The following is a 22,736-nucleotide window of genomic DNA, read 5'->3' on the forward strand; positions in this document are numbered from 1 at the left end:
CGGCGCGGCGTCAACGAGCCTTCCACTGGGGCGGGCGCTTGTCCCGCCACGCTGAAAGGCCCTCGGCGACATCCTCGGTGGCGCCGGCGACCTTGCGCATCACCTCACCGAAGCGCACCGATTCGATCCAGCCCATGTCGGCGGTGCGCCACGCCACCTCTTTGGTGGCCCGCTGCGCCAGGGGCGCGGCCTCGGTGAGGACCCGCGCCCACGCCTGAGCTTCTGCGAGCAGATCGGCGGCGTCCACCAATCGCCACACCAGTCCGATCTCCTTGGCCCGCTCGGCGTCGATCGGGCGTCCGGTGAGCAACAGTTCCATGGCGTTGGCCCAGCCCACCCGGCCCGGGAGCCGGATCGCACCGACGATGGTCGGCACGCCAAGCCGCACCTCCGGATAACTGAACGTCGCCTCGGTGGAGGCAATCACGAAGTCGCAGAACAACACTCCGGTCAACCCGTAGCCGACACACGGCCCGTGCACCGCGGCGATCGTGGGCTTGTAGAGCTCCATACCGGATTCGAACGAGTTGATCGTCGGCTTCTCCCAGAAGGTGCCTGCGAAGGTACCGACCGAGCCCTCGCCGTCCTTGAGATCACCGCCGGCGCAGAACACGTCACCGCTGGCGGTCAGGATCGCCACCCAGGCGTCCTCGTCACCGCGGAAGCGCTCCCAGGCGGCGTTGAGGTCGGTCCGCATTGCTCCATTGATCGCATTGCGGGCCTCGGGCCGGTTCATCGTGATGGTGGCGACGTGGTCGTGCACGTCGTAGGTGACGAGGCTCATTGCTGCACTGTAGTTTCGCCGCGCCGGGTGTCGTCAGCCCTGTGCTGAGAGGGCAAGAGGTTGCCACTGTTCCCAGGTGTCCAGCCGGCTGGCGTATTCCGCCCGGGCCAGTGCCAGCGGGCCGGCACCGAAGAACGCCCGCAGCGGCGGATCGGGGCAGTCGACGATATCGAGCAGCGCGGTCCCGGCAGCCTGGGGTTGACCCATCGCCGACATCCGCTCGGTGCGGTCCCGTTCGAATCTGCGGTGCTCTGCGGCGTAGGCGGGCAGCCGGACGGACTGCTGTGCCGATCCCACCCACGCGGTGTCGAAGCCGCCCGGCTCGACGAGGGTCACGCGGATGCCGAACGGTTCCACCTCCTGGGCCAGCGACTGCGAAAAGCCCTCCAGCGCCCATTTCGAAGCGTGGTAGATCCCGAGATGGGGGAACGCGGTGACCCCGCCGATCGAGGACACCTGGATCAGGTGTCCGCTGCCCTGGGCGCGCAGGTACGGCAGCGCCGCCTGGGTGATCCACAGCGCTCCCAGGAAGTTGGTGTCCATCTGATCGCGGACTTCGGATTCGGAGAGCTCTTCGACGAACCCGTACTGGCCGTAGCCGGCGTTGTTGACCACGATGTCGAGCTGCCCGAAGTGGTCGTGGGCACGGCTGACGGCGGCAAAGGCGGCATCCCGGTCGCGTACATCGAGGCGGATCGGCAGGACGGCGTCGCCGAAGTCCCGGACGAGATCGGCCAGGGCGTCGGTGTTGCGGGCCGCAGCAGCCACCCGATCACCGCGCCGCAGGGCCGCCAGCGTGAACTCCCGGCCGAGCCCGCGCGACGTTCCGGTGATGAACCAGACCCTCATCGGTCAGGCGCTTCGCTTGGTGAACAGCTCGGCCCCGGGCGCGGACACCGGCGCGGTCCCACCGAAGTCGATGCGGGCCGCCGGGTTGGCGATCGCGGTCACCAGTCCAGTGCCGAAGGGGCCGCTCTCATCGAACAAGGTGGCGTTGCCCACCGAGATGCCGTCGGCCGACCAGTGCGAATCAGCCTGAATACCAAGGTGTTCGCTGCGCGGCAGCCGCGACAGCGCCACCGTCAGGTCGCCGTTGATGTAGCCGATACCCTCGGTGCCGAGGTTGGTGACGAGGTTGGTCGCCGCCTCGGCGACGATCACTGAGCGAACGAACGGGCTGGTGCGACGGCCGGCCACGACATCGCAGCCGCGATAGTAGGCCCGCTTGCGCTGGACGTTCTGATGATGCACGCCCATCGGGCTCCAGCCCACCTCCTCGCTGCCCACGTACACGTCGTCGCCGGATGCGTCGCGGGGCGGCTCGAAGGACGACTCGGTGGTCCACTCCAGACCGCCCGGGGCGCCCGAGATCAGGTACTGCAGCATGGTCGCTCGCGCGACCAGTCTGCCGTCCTGCACCACATCGCATTCGCTGCTGCGCATCCGCCTGCCGTCCCGAAGGACACGGGTGTGCACGGTGGTCGGTGCCGAGGTCGCGGGCCGGAGCAGGTCGATGGTGAACCGGGACGGCAGCAGGTCGGTCGCACCGAACCTGTCGTCCAGTGCCCAGGCGGCCAGTCCGGCGACCGCGGGTCCACTGAGCACTCCGTCCCCCCAGTACCCGGCGGCGACCGGAGTGGGGCGGAAGGTGTCCGGGCCGGACGCCACGAAGTAGGTGGGGGAGTTCGCCGGGGTGCCGACGCTGACGAGTGGAGCCATGGTGCAGTCCTTCGTGCGGGGGGCCGCTGCCTGTTCAACGTGCCCTGCGTCACTATGGCGCGGTCAACCGCCCGACACCGTCCCCCGGCCGGACCGACTTGAGGTGGACCTGCGCGTCCCCCGATCGGAGGACGGCTACTGCTCGCCGAGGCCCATCATCTCGGTGACGCCGTGATCACGGCCTGCCGTGTAACCGCCATCGACGGCGATCGCCTGCCCGCTGACGAAACTGGCATCCGGCGAGACCAGGAACGCCGCGACCGCCGCCACCTCGTCGGGCCTGCCGAAGCGGCGAAGTTTGTGCTCGTGGCGCAGCCCCTCCCGGGAATGCTCCAGCCCGGGCAGGCCGATCACCGATTCCAGTAGAGGGGTCTCGATGAATCCCGGGCAGATGGCGTTGGCCCGAATTCCGCTGGGGCCGTAGTCGATCGCGATGTTCTTGGTCAGCAGGACGACACCGCCCTTGGAGGCGTTGTAGGAACTGCCGCCGGCGGTACCTTCCAGACCCTCGATACTGGCGAGGTTCACGATCGATCCGCGCTCGCCCTCGGCGCGGTCCTGCTGGGTCATCTGGGTCAGCGCCGCCCGGTTCACCACGAAGGTGCCCTTCAGGTTGATCCCCAGCACCCGGTCCCATTCCTCGTCGGGGACCAGGTGCACTGGACCGCCGCCGGCCACCCCCGCGGAGTGCACCACGCCGTCGAGACGTCCCGCGGCCGCCACCACATCGGCGACAGCGGCGGCAACGGCCTCAGCGTCGAGCACGTCGGCCTGCCGGTAGGCACTGATCCCCGCCGGGGCGTCCGCGGCGAGGTCGATACCCACCACGGTCGCACCCGCGGCCAGCAGTCGCTCGACGGTGGCCAGCCCGATTCCGGAGGCCGCACCGGTGACCAGAATGCCCTTGCCCTGTAAGCCTTGCGCTGTGCTCAACGTCGGATCCTTTCGTGGCCCGGGACGGCCCGGTGATCAAGATGCCAGACGTCCTGGGATCAGTCGAAGAACTGTCCCAGTCGTTCGGCGATCGCCGCCGGGCTTCCGCCCTGGTCCTGCGCCGCACCGTGGTTCGCCCCGGGCACGTCCACAGCGCGGGCGTGGGGGAGCACTCCCAGCAGGGCATCGCGGGTCGCGGTGAACAGTGGTGGTGCGCCGGTGCCGCACATCAGCAGACATTCGGCGAGCACGCCGCTGTAGTAGTCGATGGTGTCCTCGGTGGCCGCGACCACCTTGAGTTCCGGGATGAGCGCGGGCACCAGATCGCGCAGTGCTACGCGGTCGCCTCGCGCGGCCAGCGCATCCAGAGCCAGCAGCACCCGGCATACCGCCGGCGTGGTCAGAACCCGGCCCAGTGCCCGGTAGGGAGCGGAAACAGTCTGTGTCCGAGGATCATTCGCGGCATCGGCGGCCAGGCTCGACATGGCCGTTGCAAGGTCACCACTGGCGATCAGGTACTCGGCGCGGGCGATGGTCGCCCTGAACTCGGGCAATCCGGGCTGACCGACGAACAGGACCGGCTCGAAGACGGCGACTTTGCGGATCTGGGGGAGCGCGGCCGCGCCGTGGAGGGCGAACAGGCCGCCGTCGGCAGTGCCGAAGACGCGTTCGGCACCGGTGGCCGCCACGATCGCGGCAAGGTCCTCATCCTCCCGCTCGATGCAGTAGTCGGGTCCGTAGGGTCCGCTCATCCCGCGGCCGCGCCGGTCGGGGATACAGACCGTGAAGCGGTCAGCTAGTGCCGCACCCAGCGTGCGGTAGTGCTGGGAGGCCAGGGCACCGCCGTGGAGGATCAACACGGCGGGTCCCGAGCCCATTTGCCGGAAGCCGATGGTCGTGCCGTCGCGCGACGTCACCGACTTCCAGATGGTGTCCACGGGATGTCAGGCCAGTCGGTCGGCGGCCGCGGCCAGTTCCTTCTGTGCATCGGCCCAGGTGCTGCGGATGATGTCGGCGACCGGGGCGATCTCCTCGATGCGGGAGGACACCTGGCCGGTGTTGGCGACGCTGGCGTCCATGTCACCCCCGAAGTACAGCTCGGTGATGGCGCCGAGTAGGGGCGAACCGTCGTGGTCAGCGACGCGGCGGGCCAGACCGGTCCGCAGCACGCGCATGGTCGGGTTGCCCGGGATGTCGAGCAGCACCGTGCCGGCGTCATCGGCGGCCACGATCGCCTCCTTGAAATTCGCGTGCACGGCGGATTCTCGGCTGGCCAGCATGCGGGTGCCCATCTGGACGCCCTCGGCACCCAGCACGACGGCAGCCGCCGCGGACCGGGCATCACAGATCCCGCCGGCCGCGATGAGCGGCAGATCGACGTGTTCGGCCACCAGCGGAAGCAAGACCATCGTCGACGCCGCGAGGGCGGATTTGAACCCGCCGCCTTCCACCCCCTCGACAACCAGGGCATCCACCCCGGCGTCGACCGCCTTGCGGGCACCGGCCAGCGAACCCACCACGTGCACCACGATCATCCCGGCGTCGTGCAGCCGGTCGGTGAACAGTTTCGGGTCACCGGCGGAGGTGAAGACGTGCCGGACGTCGGCCGCGGCGAGCACGTCGACGATCGACGGGTCGCGCTTCCAGCCTTGGATCATCAGGTTGGCCGCCACCGGCCGGTCCGTCAGCTCGCGCACCCGCAGCAGGTCGGCGCGGCCGTCTTCGGTCAGCGTCTCGATCATGCCCAGACCACCCGCCTGCGACACCGCGGCGGCCAGCTCCGCACGGGCGATGTAGGTCATCGGGGCCTGGACGACGGGGTAGGCGATATCGAACAAGCGCTGAATCCGGTTGGGCACGCCTCATCTCAGCACACCCCCGCGAGCGGCCACGACGTAACAGGTCGGCCGATATGTGCGACGATGCCGATAGAGTTCGCTGACGTCGTGCCCACTGCAAGTCCCGGCGAGCCCAACAGAGAGGACCGCCGGATTGAAGACCGATCGGCATCGCACCGTCACGTTTCCGCTGGCCGGCGCATTCGCGCTTGCCGTGGCGCTCACCGCGTCCGTCCCGGCCGGCGCTGACCCTGCCGATCCCGCTCCCGCACCCGTCACGACCGTGGCCGACGCTCCGCCACCGCCCCCGGTTCCCGGCGACGGCGCCTCGATGACACCGAACCAGCCTGCGGCCGCCCCCGCCGATCCCGCCGCACCGCCGGCTCCGGTGTTCCGGCAGGAGGTTCCTGAGATCGCCAACCCCACCTACGGGTCCGGCGGTGGAGTTCTGGGCACCCTCAAAGACTTGTGGCACCAGGCGCAGAACCCGTACTACGCGCCCGACGAAGTAGCGGGCGGAGGTTCGGTCGCACCGCCGCCCGGTGCCGGACCGGCACCCGCGCTGCCGCCGGGATACGTCTCGATCAACGCACCCGGCTCGGAGACCCCGGCCAGTTCCACCGGCGGTGCCGGACCGGCGACCGGCCGTCCCGCGTTGCCGCCCGGCTACTACTCGACGAGCGGACCTCCGCCGCCGGGCTATGAGTACAACGCCGGACCGGGATCTCCTGCGGCGCCGACCACGACCGCGGTGCCCGCACCTACTCCCTAGCGGAAGGCTTGTGCCGCAGCGGTTTTCAAGACCAGCGCGCCGCCAGCGGTTCGGGCGCCCACGACGGCCAGCGGGGCGCGCCGATCAACTCCCCTCCGGAGACCTGGGCGATGATGCGCGGCCCGGCCAACCGGCTGTTGTCGTAGGTGGTCGCCGTGTCAGCGCGAACCATGGCAGTGGCGACCAAGCCCACCAGTCGCTGATGGCGCTGGCGAATCTTGTCCTCGGGCACATGGTGTCCACCGGCCCGGACCCGATGGATCACCCGCTCGACGGCCAGGTTCTCCGGGACGAGCACGACGTGCACCACCACGATGAAGCCGGCCGACTGTGCTTCGGTCAGCAGGTCGAGTTTGGACGGGTGGGAGAACACTGTCTCGGCGATGAAGGAGCGACCGCGGGAGATCAGCGCTGACCGGGTGGCGGCAGCGATCGTGGCCGCCTCATAGGAGTGCGCGGCGGGATCCTGCGGCCAGCGCCGTTTGGCGATCTCGTCGGCGTTGACCACCACGCTGGCGGGCAGCAATGGGGACAACGTCAACGCGATGAAGGTGGACTTGCCGGCGCCATTCGGGCCGACGACGAGATCGAGCCGCTTCATGGAGTGACGGGGCCGATCAACTGTCCTGGGACAGCACCACCGAGGTCCCGTCCGGGCGGTATTCGACGATCTCACCGGCGTCGTCGAGCGCCACCGTGGTCACGCCGCCGGCGGCCAGCATGTGACCGTAATGCGTACGGGTGAGGTTCTCCTCGATCGCCGCGCTGATCTCAGAGTTGAACACCACACCCTCTTCGACCGTCAGATCGGCGAGATCGAGCTCGCCCGCCAGTGCTGCCTCGACGCGGCGCCGGGCGGCCGTGTGCTGGCTGGACACCGCCCGGCCCACCCGGGCCCAGTGATCTAGCTGCTGCTTGGCCGAGCGGCTTTGGCGTGCGCCTTCCGCGGCTGCGCTGTCGACCAGGTCGGCAGCCATCCGAATGACGCGATCCGCGGTATCAGCCATCACACCCTCCGTGTAGCAATTCGTAACAAAGTGTAGCAGTCTGCTACACGGACGGGTGGCGGCCGATTACGAGGCGCTGAGGATCTTGATCGCGAAGATCAAGGTGTCACCGGGGGCGATCCCGGCACGGGGCTCGCCATCGGGGTAGCCGTCGGCCGACGTCATGGCCACCGCCACGGTGGAGCCGACCTTCTGGCCCGCGATGGCCTTCTGGAAGCCCTTCACCACACCGTCGAGTGGGAAGTCGGCGGGCTCACCGCGTTCGTAGGCGCTGTCGAACACCGACCCGTCGCGCCCATTGACACCCATGTAGCAGACCGAGACGGTCGCAGTCGGCGCGACGACAGGACCGTCGCCGGCGGTGAGGGTGTGTACCTGGGTTTCGGAGACGCTGAAGGGCGCAGTGACCTTGATGTAGGGCGCCGTGGTGTCGGTGGATCCGGTGACCGCGACGCTGCCGGTGGCACCGGACAGCGTCCACTCCGGGGTGGGAGCACTTGCCGGTGCCGCCGACGGGCACCCGCCGGACGCGGCCGGCGGAGCCTCGGGCATCGAGGAGGACAGCGCGTCGGCGATCGATGACGACGTCGTCGATGACGCCGAGGATGTCGAGGCGGTTTCGGAGTTGGAGCCACATGCGGTGAGTGTCATGCCAAGCGCGACGGCACAGGCGGCCAGCGCGGCAGAAGAAGATCCACGGGAGAAGTTCACGGTCGCCACGCTACAGCCACCCGGGCCGGCAGCGACCTGCTGCCCCCGCGGCCGGATCAGGTGCGCACAACGAAATTGTGCACAGTCGTGCACATACAGCGAAGCGAGTGCTGGCAAACATCTCGGGTTCTGTTCTGCATATTTGCCGAATTGTCGCGGATTCGGCAAATAAATCCTTCTACGTACGCGTCAATACCCGCGGTCCGCTTAGTGCTTCCCCGGAACAGACAATGTGCGAAATCGCTTGATGAACAAGGGCTTCGGTGGCCCAATTCGGGTCCGGACCAGACGCCCGCGGTTCAGATTATTTTCACCAATTCACGCTGCACCGCGAACTCTGCTGAGTTATCTTTCGCCCGTTAGCGTTTGATGCCACAAATAACTGCACAGTAGGGGAAGCGCAATGGGGAAGTTGGGCTCGGTCAGTGCGGTCGGCGCGAAAGTGCGCACAACTCTTGAGAAGCAAGGGCTTCCCCGATCTACCGAGGTTTACGCTGCCTTGGCTGCGAGCGTCTTCGCTCTGGGTGCGAGCGCTTTGCTCGCGACCGGGTGCGGGGTGGCTCACGCCGACAGTGGCCGAAACACCAGCAATTCCACGTCCTCCGGCGACAGCAGCAGTTCCAAGTCCACCACCGCGGCGTCAGCGGCGTCAGCCCGCGCGGCGAGCAGCTCGGCCACCCAGGCGGCCTCGGGGCTGCCGAAGGCCGTTCGCCGCTCACTCGTCCAAGCGCTACCCGCCACGGCACGTCAGTCCCGCATTCTGACTGTGCCGACGGCGGTTTCGTCCCCGCCGGCCACCCAGGAAGCCACCGCGGCCGCAGCATCCACCGGTACCTCACCTGCGGTTCTGGCCCTTGGCCTGGTCGCCGCAGTCGGCTCGGCGGCCCCGGCTGCCGGCGCGACTCCCGCCGCAGCGTCGACCACCACGGCTACGAAAACCACTGCCGCGGCGTCGACCTCAAGCCGCACCACAGGCGGCTTCGCGAAAAACCGGACGCCGTCGGCATCCTCGACCGACAGCACCGCCACGCTGCAGGCCCTCTTCGACAACCTCAAGCCGGGCCAGACCCTGACTCTCAACGCCAACACCACCTACAAGCACAGCGGTGTCCTGACGATCAACGTCCCCAACGTCACGATCAACGGCAACGGAGCCACCCTGGTGGCCACCAACGACCTGACCTCATCGCTGTCGATCGTCGGCGACGGCGTGACGCTGACCAACCTCAACCTCAGCGCCGCCCTGACCGGCACCCGCTACTCCGACCTGAACCAGAACAGCCTCAACATCCTGGGCGACAATGCGACGGTCAGCAACGTCACCATCACCGGTTCGGCGGCCGCGGGCGTGTTCGTCTACGGTGCAACCGGTTTCACCCTGACCAACGTCACCGTCCAGAACACCCGCGCCGACGGTGTCCACATCACCAACGGCTCGTCCTTCGGTCAGCTGACCAACGTCACCACCAAGTGGACCGGCGACGACGGCATCGCGGTGGTGTCCTACGGCGACGACCCGTCACCGTCGCATGACATCGTCATCAATTCTTCGACCGTCGCCGGCACCACCTGGGGCCGGGGCCTGTCGGTGGTCGGTGGCTACAACGTCACCGTCAACAACATCACCGTGTCGTCCACCTCGGCGGCCGGGATCTACATCGCCACCGAGGGCGCGCCCTACTACACCAGTTCGGTCAGCAACGTCACCATCACCGGCGGCACGGTGACCGGCGCCAACACCAGCACCACGGTGATCCACGGCGCGGTTCTCATCTACTCGGGCAACGCCGGCGCGAGCATCAGCGGTGTCACCATCTCCGGCCTGACGGTGGCGAACACCACGAGCACCGCCGGGCGCAACCTCGGCATCATCGTCGATGCGGGCACCGTCAGCGGTATCAAGCTGCTCAACATCGCCCTCAAGAACACCAACCTCTGGACGCTGGGCCTCTGGAACGTTCCGGCAGGCAGCTACACCGCCACGGGGTGGACGCTGAACGGCGCACCGCTGTCCGTCGCGTAAATCTCTGCCGGTCGTTTCGCCGCCGTCCCGGCGTTGCGGCGTGGCGTAGCCGTTCCAGGACTTATCTTCATGGGTAGGGAACAGGCAGCGCTTTAGAAGACAGGCGGAGTCGTGGTCGCGGAAGACAGCTTCGGGTTATCGAAGCAGGAGCGCATCGTCGAAGCTGCCTTGGACGTGTTCGCCGAGCACGGCACCTCGGGTTCGACGTTGCAGATGATCGCACAAGCCGCAGGCGTGTCGGTGGGACTGGTCCAGCACCATTTCGGTTCCAAGGACAATCTGATCGAGGCTGTCGATGTCCACGCCTTGACCGTGATCGGGGCCGGCATGTCGGCTCCGCTGCCGGAAGATCCCACCGAGGCCGTCCTTGAACTGGGCCGACGGGTGATCTACCTGCTCTCTGAGCACCTGGCGGCAGTCGACTACCTGGCCAGGCTGTTGGTCGAGGGCGCGCCCGCGGGGGCGGCGTTCTTCGATGCGACCGCGGCCATCGTGATGGGGCACTGGCGTCAGCTTGACGCCATCGGCGCCACCGCGGACAACCTCGACCTGGTCTGGGCGGCGCTCAACCCCATCATCCTGACCATGGGTGCGGTGATCATGCGCCGCCACATCGACCGGCACCTGCCGGAACCCCTCACCACGCCGGCCCAGCTGCGGAGGTGGGAAGAGTCGGTCAACGGCCTGCTGGAGCGCGGTCAGATCAAGCGGCCACCTGACTAGCGGTCCCATCTGATTAATTAGCGATCCTACAATATCTACGTATTGTAGGATCAGCAAACTATGGTTGGTTCGCCCTCGCCAGACGCCCACGTCAGTGCCGAACGGCTCGCGCGCGCACTCGCCACGTTGGGGGAGTCGGCGCGGGCAGCCGTCCGCACGGCACACGACGAAGCGTATTCGTACGCCAGCAACTTCGTCGGATCGGCACATCTGCTCCTGGGGTTGGTGGCCGACACGTCGCATCGGATCACTGCCGGGCTGCTGGAGCACGGGGTCGCGCTGCCGGTGATCCGAGAGCGCGTGGAACAGGTGTCCGGGGTGCGCCAGCGGGCCTCACCTCGGTTCGTACATTTGCCGTTCAGTCCGCACGCCCGGTCCTTGCTGGTCACCGCGTCGCAGCTGGCGCAGGACGCAGGGGCCGCGGCCACCGAGCCGGATCACCTCTGGCTGGCTCTGACGCGCAGCCACGGCCTGCTGGCCGGGCAGGTTCTCGCCGATCTCGGTCAACTCGACTTCGTTCGCCAGCTGGCCCTGCGCGGCCAGCAGCTCTGAGCTGCCGGCGTCTCAGGTATTTCGGCGAATCTTTGCTGTCGCCAGGCTCCCGCGACCTAAACTAATCATTCGGTTGATTACGCATGGTCGGCCGAGACGGGGGGGATTGCACGATGAACGCCATCGTTGTGGGCCGCGTCGGCGCCCTGGCCATTGCACTGGGCATCGGAACGGCGATCGCGACAGGAGTGGGCTGCGCGGTAGCCGCCGCCGAGACCGGGGATTCGACAGGCGGCCCGGCGCACACGTCCAGCGCCGGACACTCACCACGCGCCAAGTCCGCGGCGGCGCAGGGCGCCGTGACGCGCGCTCGGCCCGCGCCGAAGGTCAGCGCGCCGGTGAGTTCGACCTCGCCCGCCGGGCCGGCCGACACCGCAACCGCGGTGTTGCTCAGCGCCGCGCGACGGGAGCGAGCCACCGCCGCGGCCGCGTCCCGAAAAGGGGCCGCCCAGGTCGCCGCCTCCACGACGGTGAGCTCGGTCGAAGCCGAGAGCATGACCGTAACTCCCACCGCGTCGGCGCGGGTGATCAGCGATGCGAACGCCTCCGGCGGTGCGGCACTCGCCCTGACCGACAACGGAACAGCCTCGGCCACAGTCGCTTTGGCGGCATCGAACGGCTTGGTGATTCGCGCCAAGGCATCACTGAGTTCGGGTCCGCCGAATCTGGCGTTGGCCATCGACGGCGTGGCGGTGACCACGATCATGGTGAATGCGACGTCGTGGTCCAATTACACCTTCGCCGGCGCGATTCCGGCCGGAACCCACACGCTCAGCATCACCTATTCCAACAACTACGACGCCAGCTCCACGTCGCAGCGCAATCTGTACCTCGACAGCATCTCGACCATCAACGGCGCGGTCGGCGATGAGTTCCTCGGCAGCGCCGGGGCGGCCCCCAACAGCGCGCTGTGGACGATCAAGACCGGAACCGGCTGGGATCCGGGCGTTGAGAACTACACCACCAAGAACGTCACCCTCGACGGGCAAGGGCACCTGGTGATCTCGGCGACCAAGACCGGTAGGGGATACGCCTCGGGCTGGATCGAGTCCAAGAACAAACTAAGTATGGGATACGGCACGATCATCGCGCGCATCAAAGTGCCCAAGGGGCAGGGTCTTTGGCCGGCATTCTGGCTCAAGGGCGCTGACGAGGACACCACGGCCTGGCCGCAATCGGGCGAGGTCGATGTGCTCGAACTGCCGAGCACCACCACCACGGTGTACTCGACTCTGCACGGCCCGATCAGTGGCACCACCGCCACCCAACAGGCCCAGATCATCGCCAACCTGCCGGACCTGTCCACGGACTACCACGATTTCTGGGTTCGCCATCTGGAGAACGAAATCACCTTCGGCGTCGACGGCACGACCCTGGGGACCCTGACTCCGGAATCGCTGAGCCCCGGATCGACGTGGGTCTACAACCGCCCGATGTTCGCGATCCTGAACCTCGCCGTCGGCGGACCGTGGGCCGGGGCGCCGAACAGCTCGACCCGGTTCCCGGCCAAGATGCTGATCGACTCGGTGCAGTGGGTCCCGGCCTGACCAGTGGGCTAGATCACTCCGCCGGTACGGAATCCCCGGTCAGGCCTGCCGACTTGTAGGTAGCAGTCGCCAACGAGAACGGGGTTCATCTCATGACTGCATCGCAACTGGCTCGCAAGGTCACGCAAACCGCGCTGTTCGCCACGCTGGTCGCCGCGGCGGTCATGGGTGGACCCGTCGCAACGGCCAACGCCGCCGACGATGCCTGCCCCTCCGTCGAGGTCGTGTTCGCGCGCGGCACCTTCGAGGCTCCCGGCGTCGGTGCCACCGGCCAGGCTTTCGTCGATGCATTGAGCGCCCGCCTGCCGGGCAGAACGGTCGAGGCCTACGGGGTGAACTATCCGGCGTCGCTGGACTTCGGGCAGGCCGCCGACGGTGTCGCCGACGCGGCCAACCGGATCCAGGCGATCAGCGCCCAGTGTCCGTCGACCAAGATCGTGCTCGGCGGATACTCGCAAGGTGCCGCCGTCGCGGGCTACACGACCGCCAGCGCGGTTCCGGCGGGATACGCACTGCCGGCCAGCATCTCCGGACCCATGCCGGCGTCGGTGGCCTCGCACGTCGCCGCTGTGGCCCTGTTCGGCACCCCGGACAGCTGGTTCCTGGGCCTGGCCGACCGGACCGCTCCGCCGATCACGATCGGCGACGCTTATGCAGGCAAGACGATCCAGCTGTGCGCGGCCGGTGACCCGGTCTGCTATCCCGGCGGACTCGACCGCGCGGCGCACAGCTCCTACAAGGTCAACGGCATGGCGGACCAGGCTGCCGACTTCGTGGCGGCCAAGCTGGGAGCGCCGGTCGCGGCGGCACCGGTGGTGCAGACCGCAGGCGAGATCGACCCAGCCAACTGAGTCCACGACCACCAGGCCCGGCCGAGACCATACTGTGACCCGGCCGGGTCATCGCTTTATCGGCTGATCTGCTCCCGTCGCTGGCATCGAATAGTGTTGTGGGACAGTCGATATACCCCATGGGCGAGGCTGCGGATCGGTGTTTCTTACCCGCGTCGAGCCCTGAAAAAGTCTTCGACGGAACCGAACTCATTCTCAGCAACGACTCAGTCGGTGCCGTCATCCTTGTGACATCCGCCGGTTAGGCGCAGGTATCCATGTCTCGAGGAAGCAGAAGCACACGCAATGAGCGACCGCTATACATACCCGTCTCAGGGTAGCGATCACTACGGCCGTCCCAAAGAAACTGTCGACCAACACAACTCGCAGCCGTGGAGCACGGGCGGGTACTACCAGCCCTACGGCTCTCCCTACGGCGCTCCCGGCTACCAGCATCCGTACGGTCAGCGTCCCGGAATGAGTGATCCCGCCCACACCGCCGTCAAGGCTTCGTCTCGGCAAAGGAAGACTCCGCGCGCCGGCCTGCTGGTCACCGGTACCGCTGTCGTGGCCATGGCCGTCGGCGCCGCCACCGCGGTGGCGTTGGTGGACCACAACGACCATCCGGCAGCCCCCGCCCCGGTGGCTCCGGTAGCCGTCGGCAAGACGGCCCCCGCCCAGGGCCAGCCGACCGCGGTGACCGCACCGGGCTCGGTCGAAGAGGTGTCGGCGAAGGTCCTGCCCAGCGTGGTCAAGATCCAGATCGACAGCGGCCAGGCACGCGAAGAGGGCTCCGGGATTATTCTCAGCGCCGACGGCCTGATTCTGACCAACAATCACGTTGTGGCCGCGGCCGCAGGGAGCCAGGGCAGCCCGTACGGACCCGGGTCGCTGAGCCAGTCCGGCGACGGACTGAAGGCCACCGTGACCCTGTCCGACGGCCGGACCGCGCCGTTCACCGTCGTGGGCACCGACCCGGCCGACGATGTCGCGGTGATTCGCGTCCAGGGTCTGGACAACCTGACACCGATCAGTATCGGCTCGTCCAAGGACCTCAAGGTGGGCCAGAACGTGGTGGCGATCGGCTCCCCGCTGGGCCTGCAGGGCACCGTCACCACCGGCATCATCAGCGCGCTGAACCGGCCCGTGGCCACCGGCGACGATCAGACCGGACAGCACTCGGTGATGAGTGCGATCCAGACCGACGCCGCCATCAATCCGGGTAACTCCGGTGGTGCGCTGGTCGACATGAGCGGCAATCTGATCGGGATCAACTCGGCAATTGCCTCGATGGGCGGCGGCCAGGATTCGCCTGGAGCACAGGCGGGTTCGATCGGTCTCGGCTTTGCCATCCCGGTTGACCAGGCCAAGCGCATCGCCGACCAGCTCGTCGCCACCGGTACCGTGCAGCGGGCCTCCCTGGGCGTGAAGCTCAGCGCCGACGACAGCGGCCACGGCGCCGCCATCGCCGGCGTGGTCCAGGGCAGTGCGGCGGCCGAAGCCGGTCTGGAGAAGGGCTCGGTGGTCACCAAGGTCGACGACATGGTGATCGACGGGCCGGAGGCCCTGGTGGCAGCCATCAGCTCCAAGGCGCCGGGCGACAGCGTCGCGCTGACCTACGAGGACCCGTCGGGTTCGTCGCACACCGCGCAGGTGACGCTGGGTCAGCAGCAGCAGTCCTAGCGCGTCGTTGACGCCGTCGAGTGGCCACTTGTGAGCGCCTGGTTCGTCTCAGGCGTGTCGTAGGTGGCCACTCGGCGTCGGGAAACGGTAGACCTGTTGATCGTGCATACCCAGATCGGGCCGTACTCGTTCAGTGACCGCGATGCCCGTCGAATGCTGGCTCAGGCGGGCCCCCTGTTCGGCGGGCTCGTGGCCCGCTCGACGGTTCCCGGTTACACCGAACGCATCGAAGTCCACCGCGATACCGCCCTCGACGTGATCGCCGACGAGGGGGAATCGCAGGCCGAGAAGCTGCGTGCGGTGTGGGAAGCCTGGGAGGCGGCGGCCGCGGCGCTACGAACCTCCGGCGCGCTCGGACCATCGGTCACCGGCCGGATTGCGCACCTCGCCGCGTCCGGCGGTGGCGTCCCCAAGGTGCCACTCGAGCGAGCCGAGATCACCTGGTCGGGTGTGGCGGGCGATCGCCAGTCGAATCGCAAACACCATGGCGCACCATGGCAGGCGCTGTGTCTGTGGAGCAGCGAGGTGATCGACGCGTTCGCCGCGCAGGGGCACAACCTCGCGCCGGCCCGCGGCGGCGAGAACGTGACCGTGAGCGGATTACCCTGGGACAGAGTCGGTCCCGGCTCACTGATCAGCCTCGGCGACACCGTCTGCCAGGTATGGGACTACACGACACCGTGCAAGAACTTCACCCAGTGGTTTGCGGGCGGGCGCCTCAAACCCGAACACCGCGGCCCCGAGGTGGCGCGGGTCTACGCGTCTGTCGTGCAGCCCGGCACGGTGTCGGTGGGGGACCCTGTCGTCCTGCACTGAGGGACGAACGGTCGGCTCACACACCCAGTTCCCGGGCCGCGACGGCGAAGATGTCGTCGACTGATCCGATGGCCACAAAGTGTCCGGCGCCCTCAACCGGATGCCACACCGCCCCGGGCATACGGTCAGCCACCGTCTTATTGATGACCGCCGGCACCAGGGTGTCGGCGAGCCCTTGCCACAGGTGGACGGGCCTTTCGATGGTAGTGACGTCGCAGTCCCACGACCGGTACAGCGGGAGGGCGTCGCGCACCAAACCGTCGGAGCCCTGGGCGAAGCACTCGACGGTTGCGGCGTAGAAGGCTTCCTCGACGTCGGGTGCAGCCAGAATGCGCCGATCGTCGTCGTTGACTGCGGTGCGCAGCTGAGTCATGTACGTGTCGCGGAAGTGGACCGCGGTCACGTCGAGCACCTTGTACATCAACCGGAAGCCGGGCGTGAAGTGCAGCGCCAATCGTCCACCGAGCGCGTCGGCCGTGCTGAGATGCGATGCTGCCCAATTTTCTCCGAAGGTGCCGTAGCTCGCCCCGGCGATGCTGCTGACGTGGCGGAGTCGGACCGGATCGATGTAGGCGGCGGCGGTCAACGCCCAGGGGCCGCCCTCGGACCATCCCGTCACACCGAACTCGTTGTGGCCCAGGGCATCCGCGAGCATGGTGAGATTGTGGGCCCACGCGGCGAAAGTACGGGTGTCCTGCGGATCGGATTGGCCGATACCCGGCCGGTCGACGCCGATGAGCCGCAGACCCTTCTGCCTCGCGGCATCGGCGAAGAGGCAGGCTTCCCATCGGCTGCTGGGGCCGCCGTGGTTGTGGATGACGAGGGCGCCCTCCGGATCTCCGGCGTCGATGTAGGCGAGATGTCGGCCGTCCGCTGTCACCACCGTCTTGGTTTGCACCGGAAGCTCCCTCGCTGTGGTCGGGTCAGGCGTCCACTTACCATCAAGCCCATGGCATCCCCATTACAGCAAGTTCCGGCGATGAGACGTCGATGGCGCGCGTAATCGTGGTGGGCGCCGGCGCGGCGGGACTGGCCGCGGCCCGGACGATGGTCGCCGGGGGAGCTGAGGTCACGGTGCTGGAAGCCCGTGACCGGGTGGGCGGACGGATGGAAGGCGGCCGCACCGCCGATGGGGTGCCGGTCGAACTGGGCGGCCAGTGGATTGGCCCCACCCAGGACCGGATGTATCAGCTGGTCGACGAACTCGGCCTGCGGACGTTTCCCACGTTTAACGAGGGTCAGATGGTGATTCATCTAGGTGGCCGTTCGTCTCGGATGAGCAGCAAGAAGGGCGCTGTGCCCAAGCTCAATCCGTTCGTCCTGCTTGATCTGGCCCAGGGCCTGCTGCGCTTCAACCGGGCATCACAACGGGTCGACCTCCACCGACCGTGGCAATCGCGCGCCGCTCGTGATCTCGACGGGCAGACGTTCGAGACGTGGATCCGCCGCCACCTGCGTACCCCGTTGGGGCGCGCCTACTTTCGCATCGCCACCGAGGCGGTGTTCTCCGCCGAATCCACCGACCTGTCGGCCCTGCACGCGATGTTCTATGCGCACTCCGGCACCGATCTGGAGACCCTGCTCGCGGTGGAAGGCGGTGCGCAACAGGACCGCATCGTCGGCGGGTCGGTGCGCATCGCCGAAGCGATGGCCGCGGAACTGGGGGACCGGGTACGGCTGTCGCATCCGGTGCGTCGCATCGACCATGGGCCCCACGGCGTACGCGTGCACACCGACACGTCGACGTTCGACGCCGACCGCGTGATCATCACGCTCCCACCCACGCTGGCCGGCCGATTGGTCTACCAGCCGGGGTTGCCCTCGTGGCGCGATCAACTCACCCAGCGGTTGCCTGCCGGATCGGTGATCAAGCTGTACTGCATCTACGACGAACCCTTCTGGCGCGCCGCCGGACTCAACGGCCAAGCCGCCTCGGACGTTGGACCGGTCAAGGTGACCTTCGACAATTCACCACCCGAGGGCGGCCCGGGCGTGCTCATGGGTTTCATGGAGGCCAACGACGGACGGTTCTGGGGGCGGCGTAGCCGCGAGGAACGCCAGGCGGCCGCCGTCGAGTGCTTCGCTCGCTATTTCGGCGAGAGGGCCCGGCATCCGATCGAGTACCTGGAACGGGACTGGATGGCCGAGGAGTACACCCGCGGGTGCTATGGCGCCCATTTCACGCCGGGTGTGTGGACCGCATTCGGGGGTGCGCTCAGTGAGCCCATCGGACCGATTCACTGGGCCGGCGCGGAATGCGCGACGCGGTGGAATGGGTACCTGGAGGGCGCGGTGCGCTCCGGTGAGTCGACGGCCCGGACCGTTTTGGAAGGTCTGTGACGGCGTCAGGCCCGAATTGCCGGAAAGCGCGAATCCCGTTGCATGAACGTGGAATCGGGTGCGACGAAACCGAACGTGGCGTACAGATCATGGGCGTCGTCGGTATGCAGCATCCACCGGAAGTCCCGGCCCGGTCCGTCGTCGATCATCGTCCGCACGATGCCGGTCCCGATGCCACGGCCGCGCTCGTCGCGGTGCACATAGACATCGGCCAGATAGGCGGACGCGACGCCGTCGGAGAAGGCCCTGCAGAATCCCACCATCCGGCCGTCATCGCGGTCGTAGGCGCCGACCACCCGCCAGGCTGTGTCGAGCTGTCGGTCGAACATCTCGCGGGTGCGGTACTTGGCCCAGTAGGCGTGTTCGGTCAACTCGTGCCAGAGCCACTCGCGATCGACCCGGCCTATGTCGGTGGAGAACTCGACCTCTGCCATGCCGCCATTATTGCGTACGCCTACATGGCGTCGCGACAGTGACTGTGGCGCTTGGTATTACCGGTCTTGACTTGCTATTCGAAGCGCTCGGCGAGACGCTCCAGCGTGGCGGTCATGCCGCGCTCGAGGTGACTCCGGCGATCCCGTGCCCCCACGATGTCCTGCAGGAGCACCACCGCCCGCAGCTGCGGAGCGTGCTTGCGCATCGTCTCGGTCACCAGTGTGCCGCCCTCGACGTCGGAGAAGGCATAGTGCCAGTGAGTCTCCGACGGTGAGTCGGTCAGGAAACCGAACGATTCGCCAGGGATGTCATCGGTGACCGTGGCGGTCATCGACCACCGGTAGAGGGGACCGATCCGATTGCGTCCGGTGAACCGACGGCCCGGTTCGATCCAGCGCGCCGCGGTGGTCTCGGGACTGATGGAGCCCATGTTGGTGATGTCGCTGACGAAGGAGTACAGCTCGTGCCGTGGCGCTCTGATGACGCGGGAGACGCTCAGGTGCATCGCCGGCGGGCTGAGTTCGGCGACCAGCCGACGCGCCAGTTTCTCCGATGATTGCGGGTTCTGACCGGTGTAGAGGTTGCCGTCCACCACCACATAGGGCCGAAACGGCAGTACAGCCTTGCTGTAGTCGACACTCATTTCCTTGAGGCGGTCCTCGAGAAGCCAGGGTCGGCGCACGACGCCGGTGATCTCTTGGACGCCAAGCATCTGCTCGCGCTTCGGCAGCGGGGCCGTAGCGGCGCCGACCTCATCCACACCGTCGAGACCTACCTGCGGCACGACCGCAACGTCGATGCCACGGCACAGGCATTGTTTCTGCACCGCAACAGCATTCGCTATCGATTGACGCGCTTTATGGAGGTCACCGGCTTGGATGTGGAGAGCACCGATGGGGTAGTGCTGACCTGGTGGCTACTCAACCGGTCAGGTCCGATCGGCGGCCTCAGGGATGCAGATTCCACTGGCCCACATCAGACGCCAGCGCATCGTTGACGTCAACCTCGAGGCCACCGACCAGCGGGCCCGGATTTGATGCGGTGGCGACCACCCGCTGATAGAGAACCGCGCCGGGATGAACCTGATTGCCGGACCAGGCCTTGGTCTGCCATGCCCACCAGCGACCAGGTGTGCTGGACCGTCCGATCACGCCGTCGGCTGCCGCCCACTCGCAGACGTCGATTCCGCCATACACTCCGGTCCGCTGTACGCCGATCACCGAATTGATCCCTTTAAACCACTGCAAAGCAACGGTGTTCCACGTATTGCGGTTGATGTCCTCGTCGATGGTGAAGAAGATCGGGGCGCTCTGCCCGCCGCCGGCCGCGGTGTGCAGCTGCCACGCGGTACGGGCGTCGGCGATGCCGCCGGCATAACCCCGGGTGAAATCCGACGGCGCCGTACCGCCCGGCTTGCCGTACTGATAGTTGCTCACGATCACCAGGCCCGCTGCGGCAAGCGACTGGGCGTAGGGCCGGGTGATCGGCTTGGCGCCGAACGACGACCCCGGGCGGGACAGCGAGACGTAGTTGACCACCCCGGAATGCCCGGCGGCGCGGATCGCCTGCGCGGGGATCTGTTTGGCGGCGAAATCGATCAGAGTCGGCGCCGCGGCGGACGCCGTCGGGGCGCCGGTTCCCAACGACACCGCTCCCAGCCCCGCCAATGCAGTGGCATAGCGCAGCGCGTCACGCCGGGTCACCGGTCGTGACACCCGTGGGTTGAGGTGATCGGACACGCCGCGACACTAGCGGCGGCACAACACAGATCGGTGTATCCACGCTGGCCGTGTTCGATCTCTGGCCAAGTTGAGTTCGGGTCGTTATGACTGTGACATATTTGTGGCCGGCGGGACTTTCGGGAGAGGATGACAACCGCGGCAACTGGATCTGTCGAATGCCCCGGCACCCATAGCTCACCAGTCAGTAGTGAACGTTTAGGAGCAGGGGATGACCACGCGCGAATTCGGTGCGGATCTTGAGGTTGCGGTGATCGAACCCGCGATCCTCGAATTTCAGATCACGCTCGCTCAGCAGACCGGAGCCGACGTCACGGAAACGCTCGAGTTCCAGGCGAACGGCAAGACCGTCCACCCTGAGGTGATTGTCGGTGATGTCGGCTCGCGAATCCACCGGTTCGCGGCCGACAAGGGCACGGTGACCGCGAGGTACCGGGCGACCGCGGTCGGGGCGTCCGACCCGTCGCCGGTCACCGACTTCGACCTGACGAACTACCTGCGACCGAGCCGTTACGCCGAGTCGGACAAGTTCTTCGGTTTCGCGGCAACGGAATTCGGCGAGTATGCCAGTTCAGTGACCGTGCTGGAGAAGGTGTCGTCCTGGGTCGGTACTCGGCTGGATTACGTGCCGGGTTCCAGTGATCCGATCGACGGCGCCGTCGACACGCTGCTCGCAGGCCGGGGTGTGTGCCGGGACTACGCCCATCTTGTCGTTGCCCTGCTGCGGGCGGTGAAGGTGCCCGCGCGACTGGCCGCGGTGTACGCGCCCGGGTGCGAGCCGATGGACTTCCATGCGGTGGCCGAAGCACTGGTCGACGGTGCATGGCGAGTTGTCGATGCGACGTGTCTGGCGCCGCGCCAGTCCATGATGCGGATCGCGACCGGGCGTGACGCCGCCGACACTGCCTTTCTGGACAACCACGGCGGCGCGATCTCGTTGGAGCACATGGAAGTCACCGCGGTGGTCGACGGCGACCTTCCCCGCGACGCGGTGACGGATCTGGTGTCGCTGCGCTGAGTTCGGGCTGGCGCCAGGGGAGTCTGCGCTGTTAGCGTTTCGTGCTGTAGGCGCGCTGTCGCGCGTCTCCGGACGAGATGTGCGCCGTACCCGGACTGCCAAGACGACGCACTCTGGAGGTTGTCATGTCCGGTGTTTCGTTCGATCCGAAGCTGTCCGCCAAGCCGCTCGAGGTGAGCTGGATTCACGGCTCGGTGTCCGCCAAGCACAACACCGATCCTGATCTTCAGATTTATTGGTACGACGACAACACCGTCATCCTGCGGCAGAACAAGGCGATCGACTACGAGGCGCCGTTCTTGTTTCTGCTGTTCGGCCGTGAGCGTGCCGTTCTCCTCGACACCGGGGCGACAGCCTCGGCGGAGTATTTCCCGCTGCGCCGGGCGGTCGACGAGTTGATGGGGCAGTGGTTGGGGCGCAATCCCCGGGACGGATACGGATTGCTGGTCCTGCACACCCACTCCCACGGCGATCATGTTGCCGGCGACGGGCAATTCGTGGACCGGCCCGATACCGAGCTGGTATCGGCAGATCGAGAAATCGCGTGGGAGTTCTTCGGCTTTTCAGAAGACTCGGACGCGATCAGACATGTCGATCTGGGGGACCGGGTCTTGGACGTCATCGCGACGCCAGGTCATGATGCGGCGGCTGTCACCTTCTACGATCCCTGGTCGGGCTTCCTCCTCACCGGGGACACGGTCTATCGGGGGCGTCTCTACATTGTCGATTGGCCGGCTTTCACACGAAGCATCGATCGCATGATCGAGTTCTGTCAGACGCGACCGGTGACGCATGTGATCGGGTGTCACATCGAGATGACACGCCAACCCGGTGTGGACTATCCGGTGCGGACCACCTATCAGCCCGATGAGCCGCCGCTGGAGATGGCGGTGGAGCACTTGTACGCGGTACGGGCAGCGCTGCGTGAGGTTGGCCCGGAGCCGGCCCGCCGCGCCTTCGACGACTTCATTCTGTGGCCCGAGGACGACGAGTCGGAGAACGGCTAGCCCTCACGCCACACTGCTGATGATCGCGGCCACTAACCCGGCCAAGGTCAGCACGCCGACCACCACAGCGGCGGCGATGGCGCGCCCACGTCGGCCCCGACGAACGTCGTAGATCGCCATCGCGAGGCTGGCGAAGATCAGCGCCGCATAGGCGGCCAGCCCGATCGTCAGTGCTGCTGTGGAGGAAGCACTGGCCAGCAGCGTCACAGTGTGCACCCGGCGAGCCTACTTCGCTGCGCAGGCGAGCCTTCAGCGCTCA

The 22,736-nt window shown here is 67.2% G+C and carries 27 protein-coding genes and 1 riboswitch; of the genes, 12 read left to right on the forward strand and 15 right to left on the reverse strand.

Translation table 11 applies throughout. The features are described 5' to 3' along the window. Positions 1-10: 10 nt before the first annotated feature. From BN3385_RS20305 to BN3385_RS20330, 6 genes are all read right to left on the reverse strand, one after another. Positions 11-784 (reverse strand): enoyl-CoA hydratase/isomerase family protein, encoded by a 774-nt coding sequence (locus tag BN3385_RS20305; protein ID WP_059019428.1) that lies wholly within the window; start codon positions 782-784, stop codon positions 11-13. Positions 785-817: 33 nt separating this feature from the next. Continuing rightward, positions 818-1,633 carry an SDR family oxidoreductase gene (locus tag BN3385_RS20310; protein WP_059019430.1) on the reverse strand — a complete coding sequence of 272 codons (816 nt, stop codon included), beginning with the start codon at positions 1,631-1,633 and terminating at the stop codon, positions 818-820. Between the two features lie 3 nt (positions 1,634-1,636). Continuing rightward, positions 1,637-2,503, reverse strand: a complete 867-nt coding sequence (locus tag BN3385_RS20315) for an acyl-CoA thioesterase domain-containing protein (protein WP_059019432.1) — start codon at positions 2,501-2,503, stop codon at positions 1,637-1,639. 135 nt (positions 2,504-2,638) lie between these two features. Continuing rightward, positions 2,639-3,436, reverse strand: coding sequence for an SDR family NAD(P)-dependent oxidoreductase (locus tag BN3385_RS20320; protein ID WP_059019433.1), 798 nt, complete (start codon positions 3,434-3,436; stop codon positions 2,639-2,641). Between the two features lie 59 nt (positions 3,437-3,495). Continuing rightward, the gene (locus BN3385_RS20325) at positions 3,496-4,374 is read right to left on the reverse strand and encodes an alpha/beta fold hydrolase (protein WP_059019435.1); all 879 of its coding nucleotides are present in this window, start codon (positions 4,372-4,374) and stop codon (positions 3,496-3,498) included. A gap of 6 nt (positions 4,375-4,380) precedes the next feature. Continuing rightward, positions 4,381-5,295 carry an NAD(P)H-dependent flavin oxidoreductase gene (locus BN3385_RS20330; RefSeq protein WP_059019437.1) on the reverse strand — a complete coding sequence of 305 codons (915 nt, stop codon included), beginning with the start codon at positions 5,293-5,295 and terminating at the stop codon, positions 4,381-4,383. A 133-nt stretch (positions 5,296-5,428) separates the two neighbouring features. Between BN3385_RS20330 and BN3385_RS20335 the strand changes: the two genes are divergently transcribed. After that, complete coding sequence (locus tag BN3385_RS20335; protein ID WP_502688082.1) at positions 5,429-6,046, forward strand: hypothetical protein; 618 nt, start codon at positions 5,429-5,431, stop codon at positions 6,044-6,046. Positions 6,047-6,071: 25 nt separating this feature from the next. Here the strand turns inward: BN3385_RS20335 and BN3385_RS20340 are convergent, their stop codons facing one another. The 4 genes from BN3385_RS20340 to BN3385_RS28710 form a co-directional block, all read right to left on the reverse strand. Then, positions 6,072-6,647, reverse strand: coding sequence for an ATPase (locus tag BN3385_RS20340; RefSeq protein WP_059019439.1), 576 nt, complete (start codon positions 6,645-6,647; stop codon positions 6,072-6,074). A gap of 16 nt (positions 6,648-6,663) precedes the next feature. Further along, positions 6,664-7,053: a TA system antitoxin ParD family protein gene (locus BN3385_RS20345; protein ID WP_059019441.1), complete on the reverse strand. Its 390-nt coding sequence runs from the start codon at positions 7,051-7,053 to the stop codon at positions 6,664-6,666. Between the two features lie 66 nt (positions 7,054-7,119). Then, a complete protein-coding gene (locus BN3385_RS20350; protein WP_502688083.1) occupies positions 7,120-7,764 on the reverse strand; it encodes an FKBP-type peptidyl-prolyl cis-trans isomerase in 645 nt (214 codons plus the stop codon). Positions 7,765-8,325: 561 nt separating this feature from the next. Beyond that, on the reverse strand, positions 8,326-8,505 hold the full coding sequence (locus BN3385_RS28710; RefSeq protein ID WP_197415246.1) for a hypothetical protein: 180 nt from the start codon (positions 8,503-8,505) through the stop codon (positions 8,326-8,328). A gap of 25 nt (positions 8,506-8,530) precedes the next feature. Between BN3385_RS28710 and BN3385_RS20355 the strand changes: the two genes are divergently transcribed. The 7 genes from BN3385_RS20355 (at position 8,531) to BN3385_RS20385 (ending at position 15,938) form a co-directional block, all read left to right on the forward strand. Beyond that, positions 8,531-9,787: a right-handed parallel beta-helix repeat-containing protein gene (locus tag BN3385_RS20355; RefSeq protein WP_059019443.1), complete on the forward strand. Its 1,257-nt coding sequence runs from the start codon at positions 8,531-8,533 to the stop codon at positions 9,785-9,787. Between the two features lie 111 nt (positions 9,788-9,898). Continuing rightward, positions 9,899-10,510 carry a TetR/AcrR family transcriptional regulator gene (locus BN3385_RS20360; protein WP_059019445.1) on the forward strand — a complete coding sequence of 204 codons (612 nt, stop codon included), beginning with the start codon at positions 9,899-9,901 and terminating at the stop codon, positions 10,508-10,510. Positions 10,511-10,570: 60 nt separating this feature from the next. Continuing rightward, positions 10,571-11,062, forward strand: a complete 492-nt coding sequence (locus tag BN3385_RS20365; RefSeq protein ID WP_059019447.1) for a Clp protease N-terminal domain-containing protein — start codon at positions 10,571-10,573, stop codon at positions 11,060-11,062. Positions 11,063-11,175: 113 nt separating this feature from the next. Further along, positions 11,176-12,609 carry a family 16 glycosylhydrolase gene (locus tag BN3385_RS29045; RefSeq protein WP_231748780.1) on the forward strand — a complete coding sequence of 478 codons (1,434 nt, stop codon included), beginning with the start codon at positions 11,176-11,178 and terminating at the stop codon, positions 12,607-12,609. Between the two features lie 92 nt (positions 12,610-12,701). After that, the gene (locus tag BN3385_RS20375) at positions 12,702-13,460 is read left to right on the forward strand and encodes a cutinase family protein (protein ID WP_059019449.1); all 759 of its coding nucleotides are present in this window, start codon (positions 12,702-12,704) and stop codon (positions 13,458-13,460) included. Between the two features lie 525 nt (positions 13,461-13,985). Next, positions 13,986-15,122 (forward strand): S1C family serine protease, encoded by a 1,137-nt coding sequence (locus BN3385_RS20380; protein ID WP_502688108.1) that lies wholly within the window; start codon positions 13,986-13,988, stop codon positions 15,120-15,122. Between the two features lie 102 nt (positions 15,123-15,224). After that, complete coding sequence (locus tag BN3385_RS20385) at positions 15,225-15,938, forward strand: MOSC domain-containing protein (protein WP_156432825.1); 714 nt, start codon at positions 15,225-15,227, stop codon at positions 15,936-15,938. A 16-nt stretch (positions 15,939-15,954) separates the two neighbouring features. On the opposite strand, the gene BN3385_RS20390 is transcribed toward BN3385_RS20385, so the two are convergent. After that, a complete protein-coding gene (locus BN3385_RS20390; RefSeq protein WP_156432826.1) occupies positions 15,955-16,836 on the reverse strand; it encodes an alpha/beta fold hydrolase in 882 nt (293 codons plus the stop codon). Positions 16,837-16,850: 14 nt separating this feature from the next. On the opposite strand from BN3385_RS20390, the gene BN3385_RS20395 reads away from it, so the two are divergent. Continuing rightward, entirely contained in the window at positions 16,851-18,278 is a 1,428-nt protein-coding gene (locus BN3385_RS20395) for a flavin monoamine oxidase family protein (protein ID WP_286141859.1), read from the forward strand. Between the two features lie 5 nt (positions 18,279-18,283). On the opposite strand, the gene BN3385_RS20400 is transcribed toward BN3385_RS20395, so the two are convergent. Further along, the gene (locus tag BN3385_RS20400) at positions 18,284-18,712 is read right to left on the reverse strand and encodes a GNAT family N-acetyltransferase (RefSeq protein ID WP_059019455.1); all 429 of its coding nucleotides are present in this window, start codon (positions 18,710-18,712) and stop codon (positions 18,284-18,286) included. A gap of 74 nt (positions 18,713-18,786) precedes the next feature. After that, entirely contained in the window at positions 18,787-19,539 is a 753-nt protein-coding gene (locus BN3385_RS29475; RefSeq protein ID WP_059019457.1) for an SRPBCC family protein, read from the reverse strand. Here BN3385_RS29475 and BN3385_RS29365 point away from each other — a divergent pair. Further along, positions 19,489-19,710, forward strand: a complete 222-nt coding sequence (locus BN3385_RS29365) for a helix-turn-helix domain-containing protein (RefSeq protein ID WP_502688109.1) — start codon at positions 19,489-19,491, stop codon at positions 19,708-19,710. The genes BN3385_RS29475 and BN3385_RS29365 overlap by 51 nt on opposite strands. On the opposite strand, the gene BN3385_RS20410 is transcribed toward BN3385_RS29365, so the two are convergent. Beyond that, positions 19,661-20,416 (reverse strand): DUF1906 domain-containing protein, encoded by a 756-nt coding sequence (locus BN3385_RS20410; protein ID WP_197415320.1) that lies wholly within the window; start codon positions 20,414-20,416, stop codon positions 19,661-19,663. The two genes, BN3385_RS29365 and BN3385_RS20410, sit on opposite strands and share 50 nt — an antisense overlap. Before the next feature lie 247 nt (positions 20,417-20,663). On the opposite strand from BN3385_RS20410, the gene BN3385_RS20415 reads away from it, so the two are divergent. Both BN3385_RS20415 and BN3385_RS20420 read left to right on the forward strand, forming a co-directional pair. Beyond that, on the forward strand, positions 20,664-21,470 hold the full coding sequence (locus BN3385_RS20415) for a transglutaminase-like domain-containing protein (protein ID WP_059019460.1): 807 nt from the start codon (positions 20,664-20,666) through the stop codon (positions 21,468-21,470). 46 nt (positions 21,471-21,516) lie between these two features. Beyond that, positions 21,517-21,583, forward strand: a riboswitch (guanidine-III (ykkC-III) riboswitch). A gap of 12 nt (positions 21,584-21,595) precedes the next feature. Further along, complete coding sequence (locus BN3385_RS20420) at positions 21,596-22,477, forward strand: MBL fold metallo-hydrolase (protein ID WP_059019462.1); 882 nt, start codon at positions 21,596-21,598, stop codon at positions 22,475-22,477. A 3-nt stretch (positions 22,478-22,480) separates the two neighbouring features. On the opposite strand, the gene BN3385_RS20425 is transcribed toward BN3385_RS20420, so the two are convergent. Further along, on the reverse strand, positions 22,481-22,693 hold the full coding sequence (locus tag BN3385_RS20425) for a hypothetical protein (RefSeq protein ID WP_059019464.1): 213 nt from the start codon (positions 22,691-22,693) through the stop codon (positions 22,481-22,483). Between the last annotated feature and the right edge of the window lie 43 nt (positions 22,694-22,736).

Source organism: Mycobacterium sp. M26, assembly GCF_001494595.1.
GTDB lineage: Bacteria > Actinomycetota > Actinomycetes > Mycobacteriales > Mycobacteriaceae > Mycobacterium.

What these genes read in the sequence shown, in the direction of transcription:
- BN3385_RS20305 (WP_059019428.1), bottom strand. Translation starts at nt 784, where the DNA reads ATGAGCCTCGTCACCTACGACGTGCACGACCACGTCGCCACCATCACG.
- BN3385_RS20310 (WP_059019430.1), bottom strand. Translation starts at nt 1,633, where the DNA reads ATGAGGGTCTGGTTCATCACCGGAACGTCGCGCGGGCTCGGCCGGGAG.
- BN3385_RS20315 (WP_059019432.1), bottom strand. Translation starts at nt 2,503, where the DNA reads ATGGCTCCACTCGTCAGCGTCGGCACCCCGGCGAACTCCCCCACCTAC.
- BN3385_RS20340 (WP_059019439.1), bottom strand. Translation starts at nt 6,647, where the DNA reads ATGAAGCGGCTCGATCTCGTCGTCGGCCCGAATGGCGCCGGCAAGTCC.
- BN3385_RS20345 (WP_059019441.1), bottom strand. Translation starts at nt 7,053, where the DNA reads ATGGCTGATACCGCGGATCGCGTCATTCGGATGGCTGCCGACCTGGTC.
- BN3385_RS20365 (WP_059019447.1), top strand. Translation starts at nt 10,571, where the DNA reads ATGGTTGGTTCGCCCTCGCCAGACGCCCACGTCAGTGCCGAACGGCTC.
- BN3385_RS29045 (WP_231748780.1), top strand. Translation starts at nt 11,176, where the DNA reads ATGAACGCCATCGTTGTGGGCCGCGTCGGCGCCCTGGCCATTGCACTG.
- BN3385_RS20375 (WP_059019449.1), top strand. Translation starts at nt 12,702, where the DNA reads ATGACTGCATCGCAACTGGCTCGCAAGGTCACGCAAACCGCGCTGTTC.
- BN3385_RS20400 (WP_059019455.1), bottom strand. Translation starts at nt 18,712, where the DNA reads ATGGCAGAGGTCGAGTTCTCCACCGACATAGGCCGGGTCGATCGCGAG.
- BN3385_RS20415 (WP_059019460.1), top strand. Translation starts at nt 20,664, where the DNA reads ATGACCACGCGCGAATTCGGTGCGGATCTTGAGGTTGCGGTGATCGAA.
- BN3385_RS20420 (WP_059019462.1), top strand. Translation starts at nt 21,596, where the DNA reads ATGTCCGGTGTTTCGTTCGATCCGAAGCTGTCCGCCAAGCCGCTCGAG.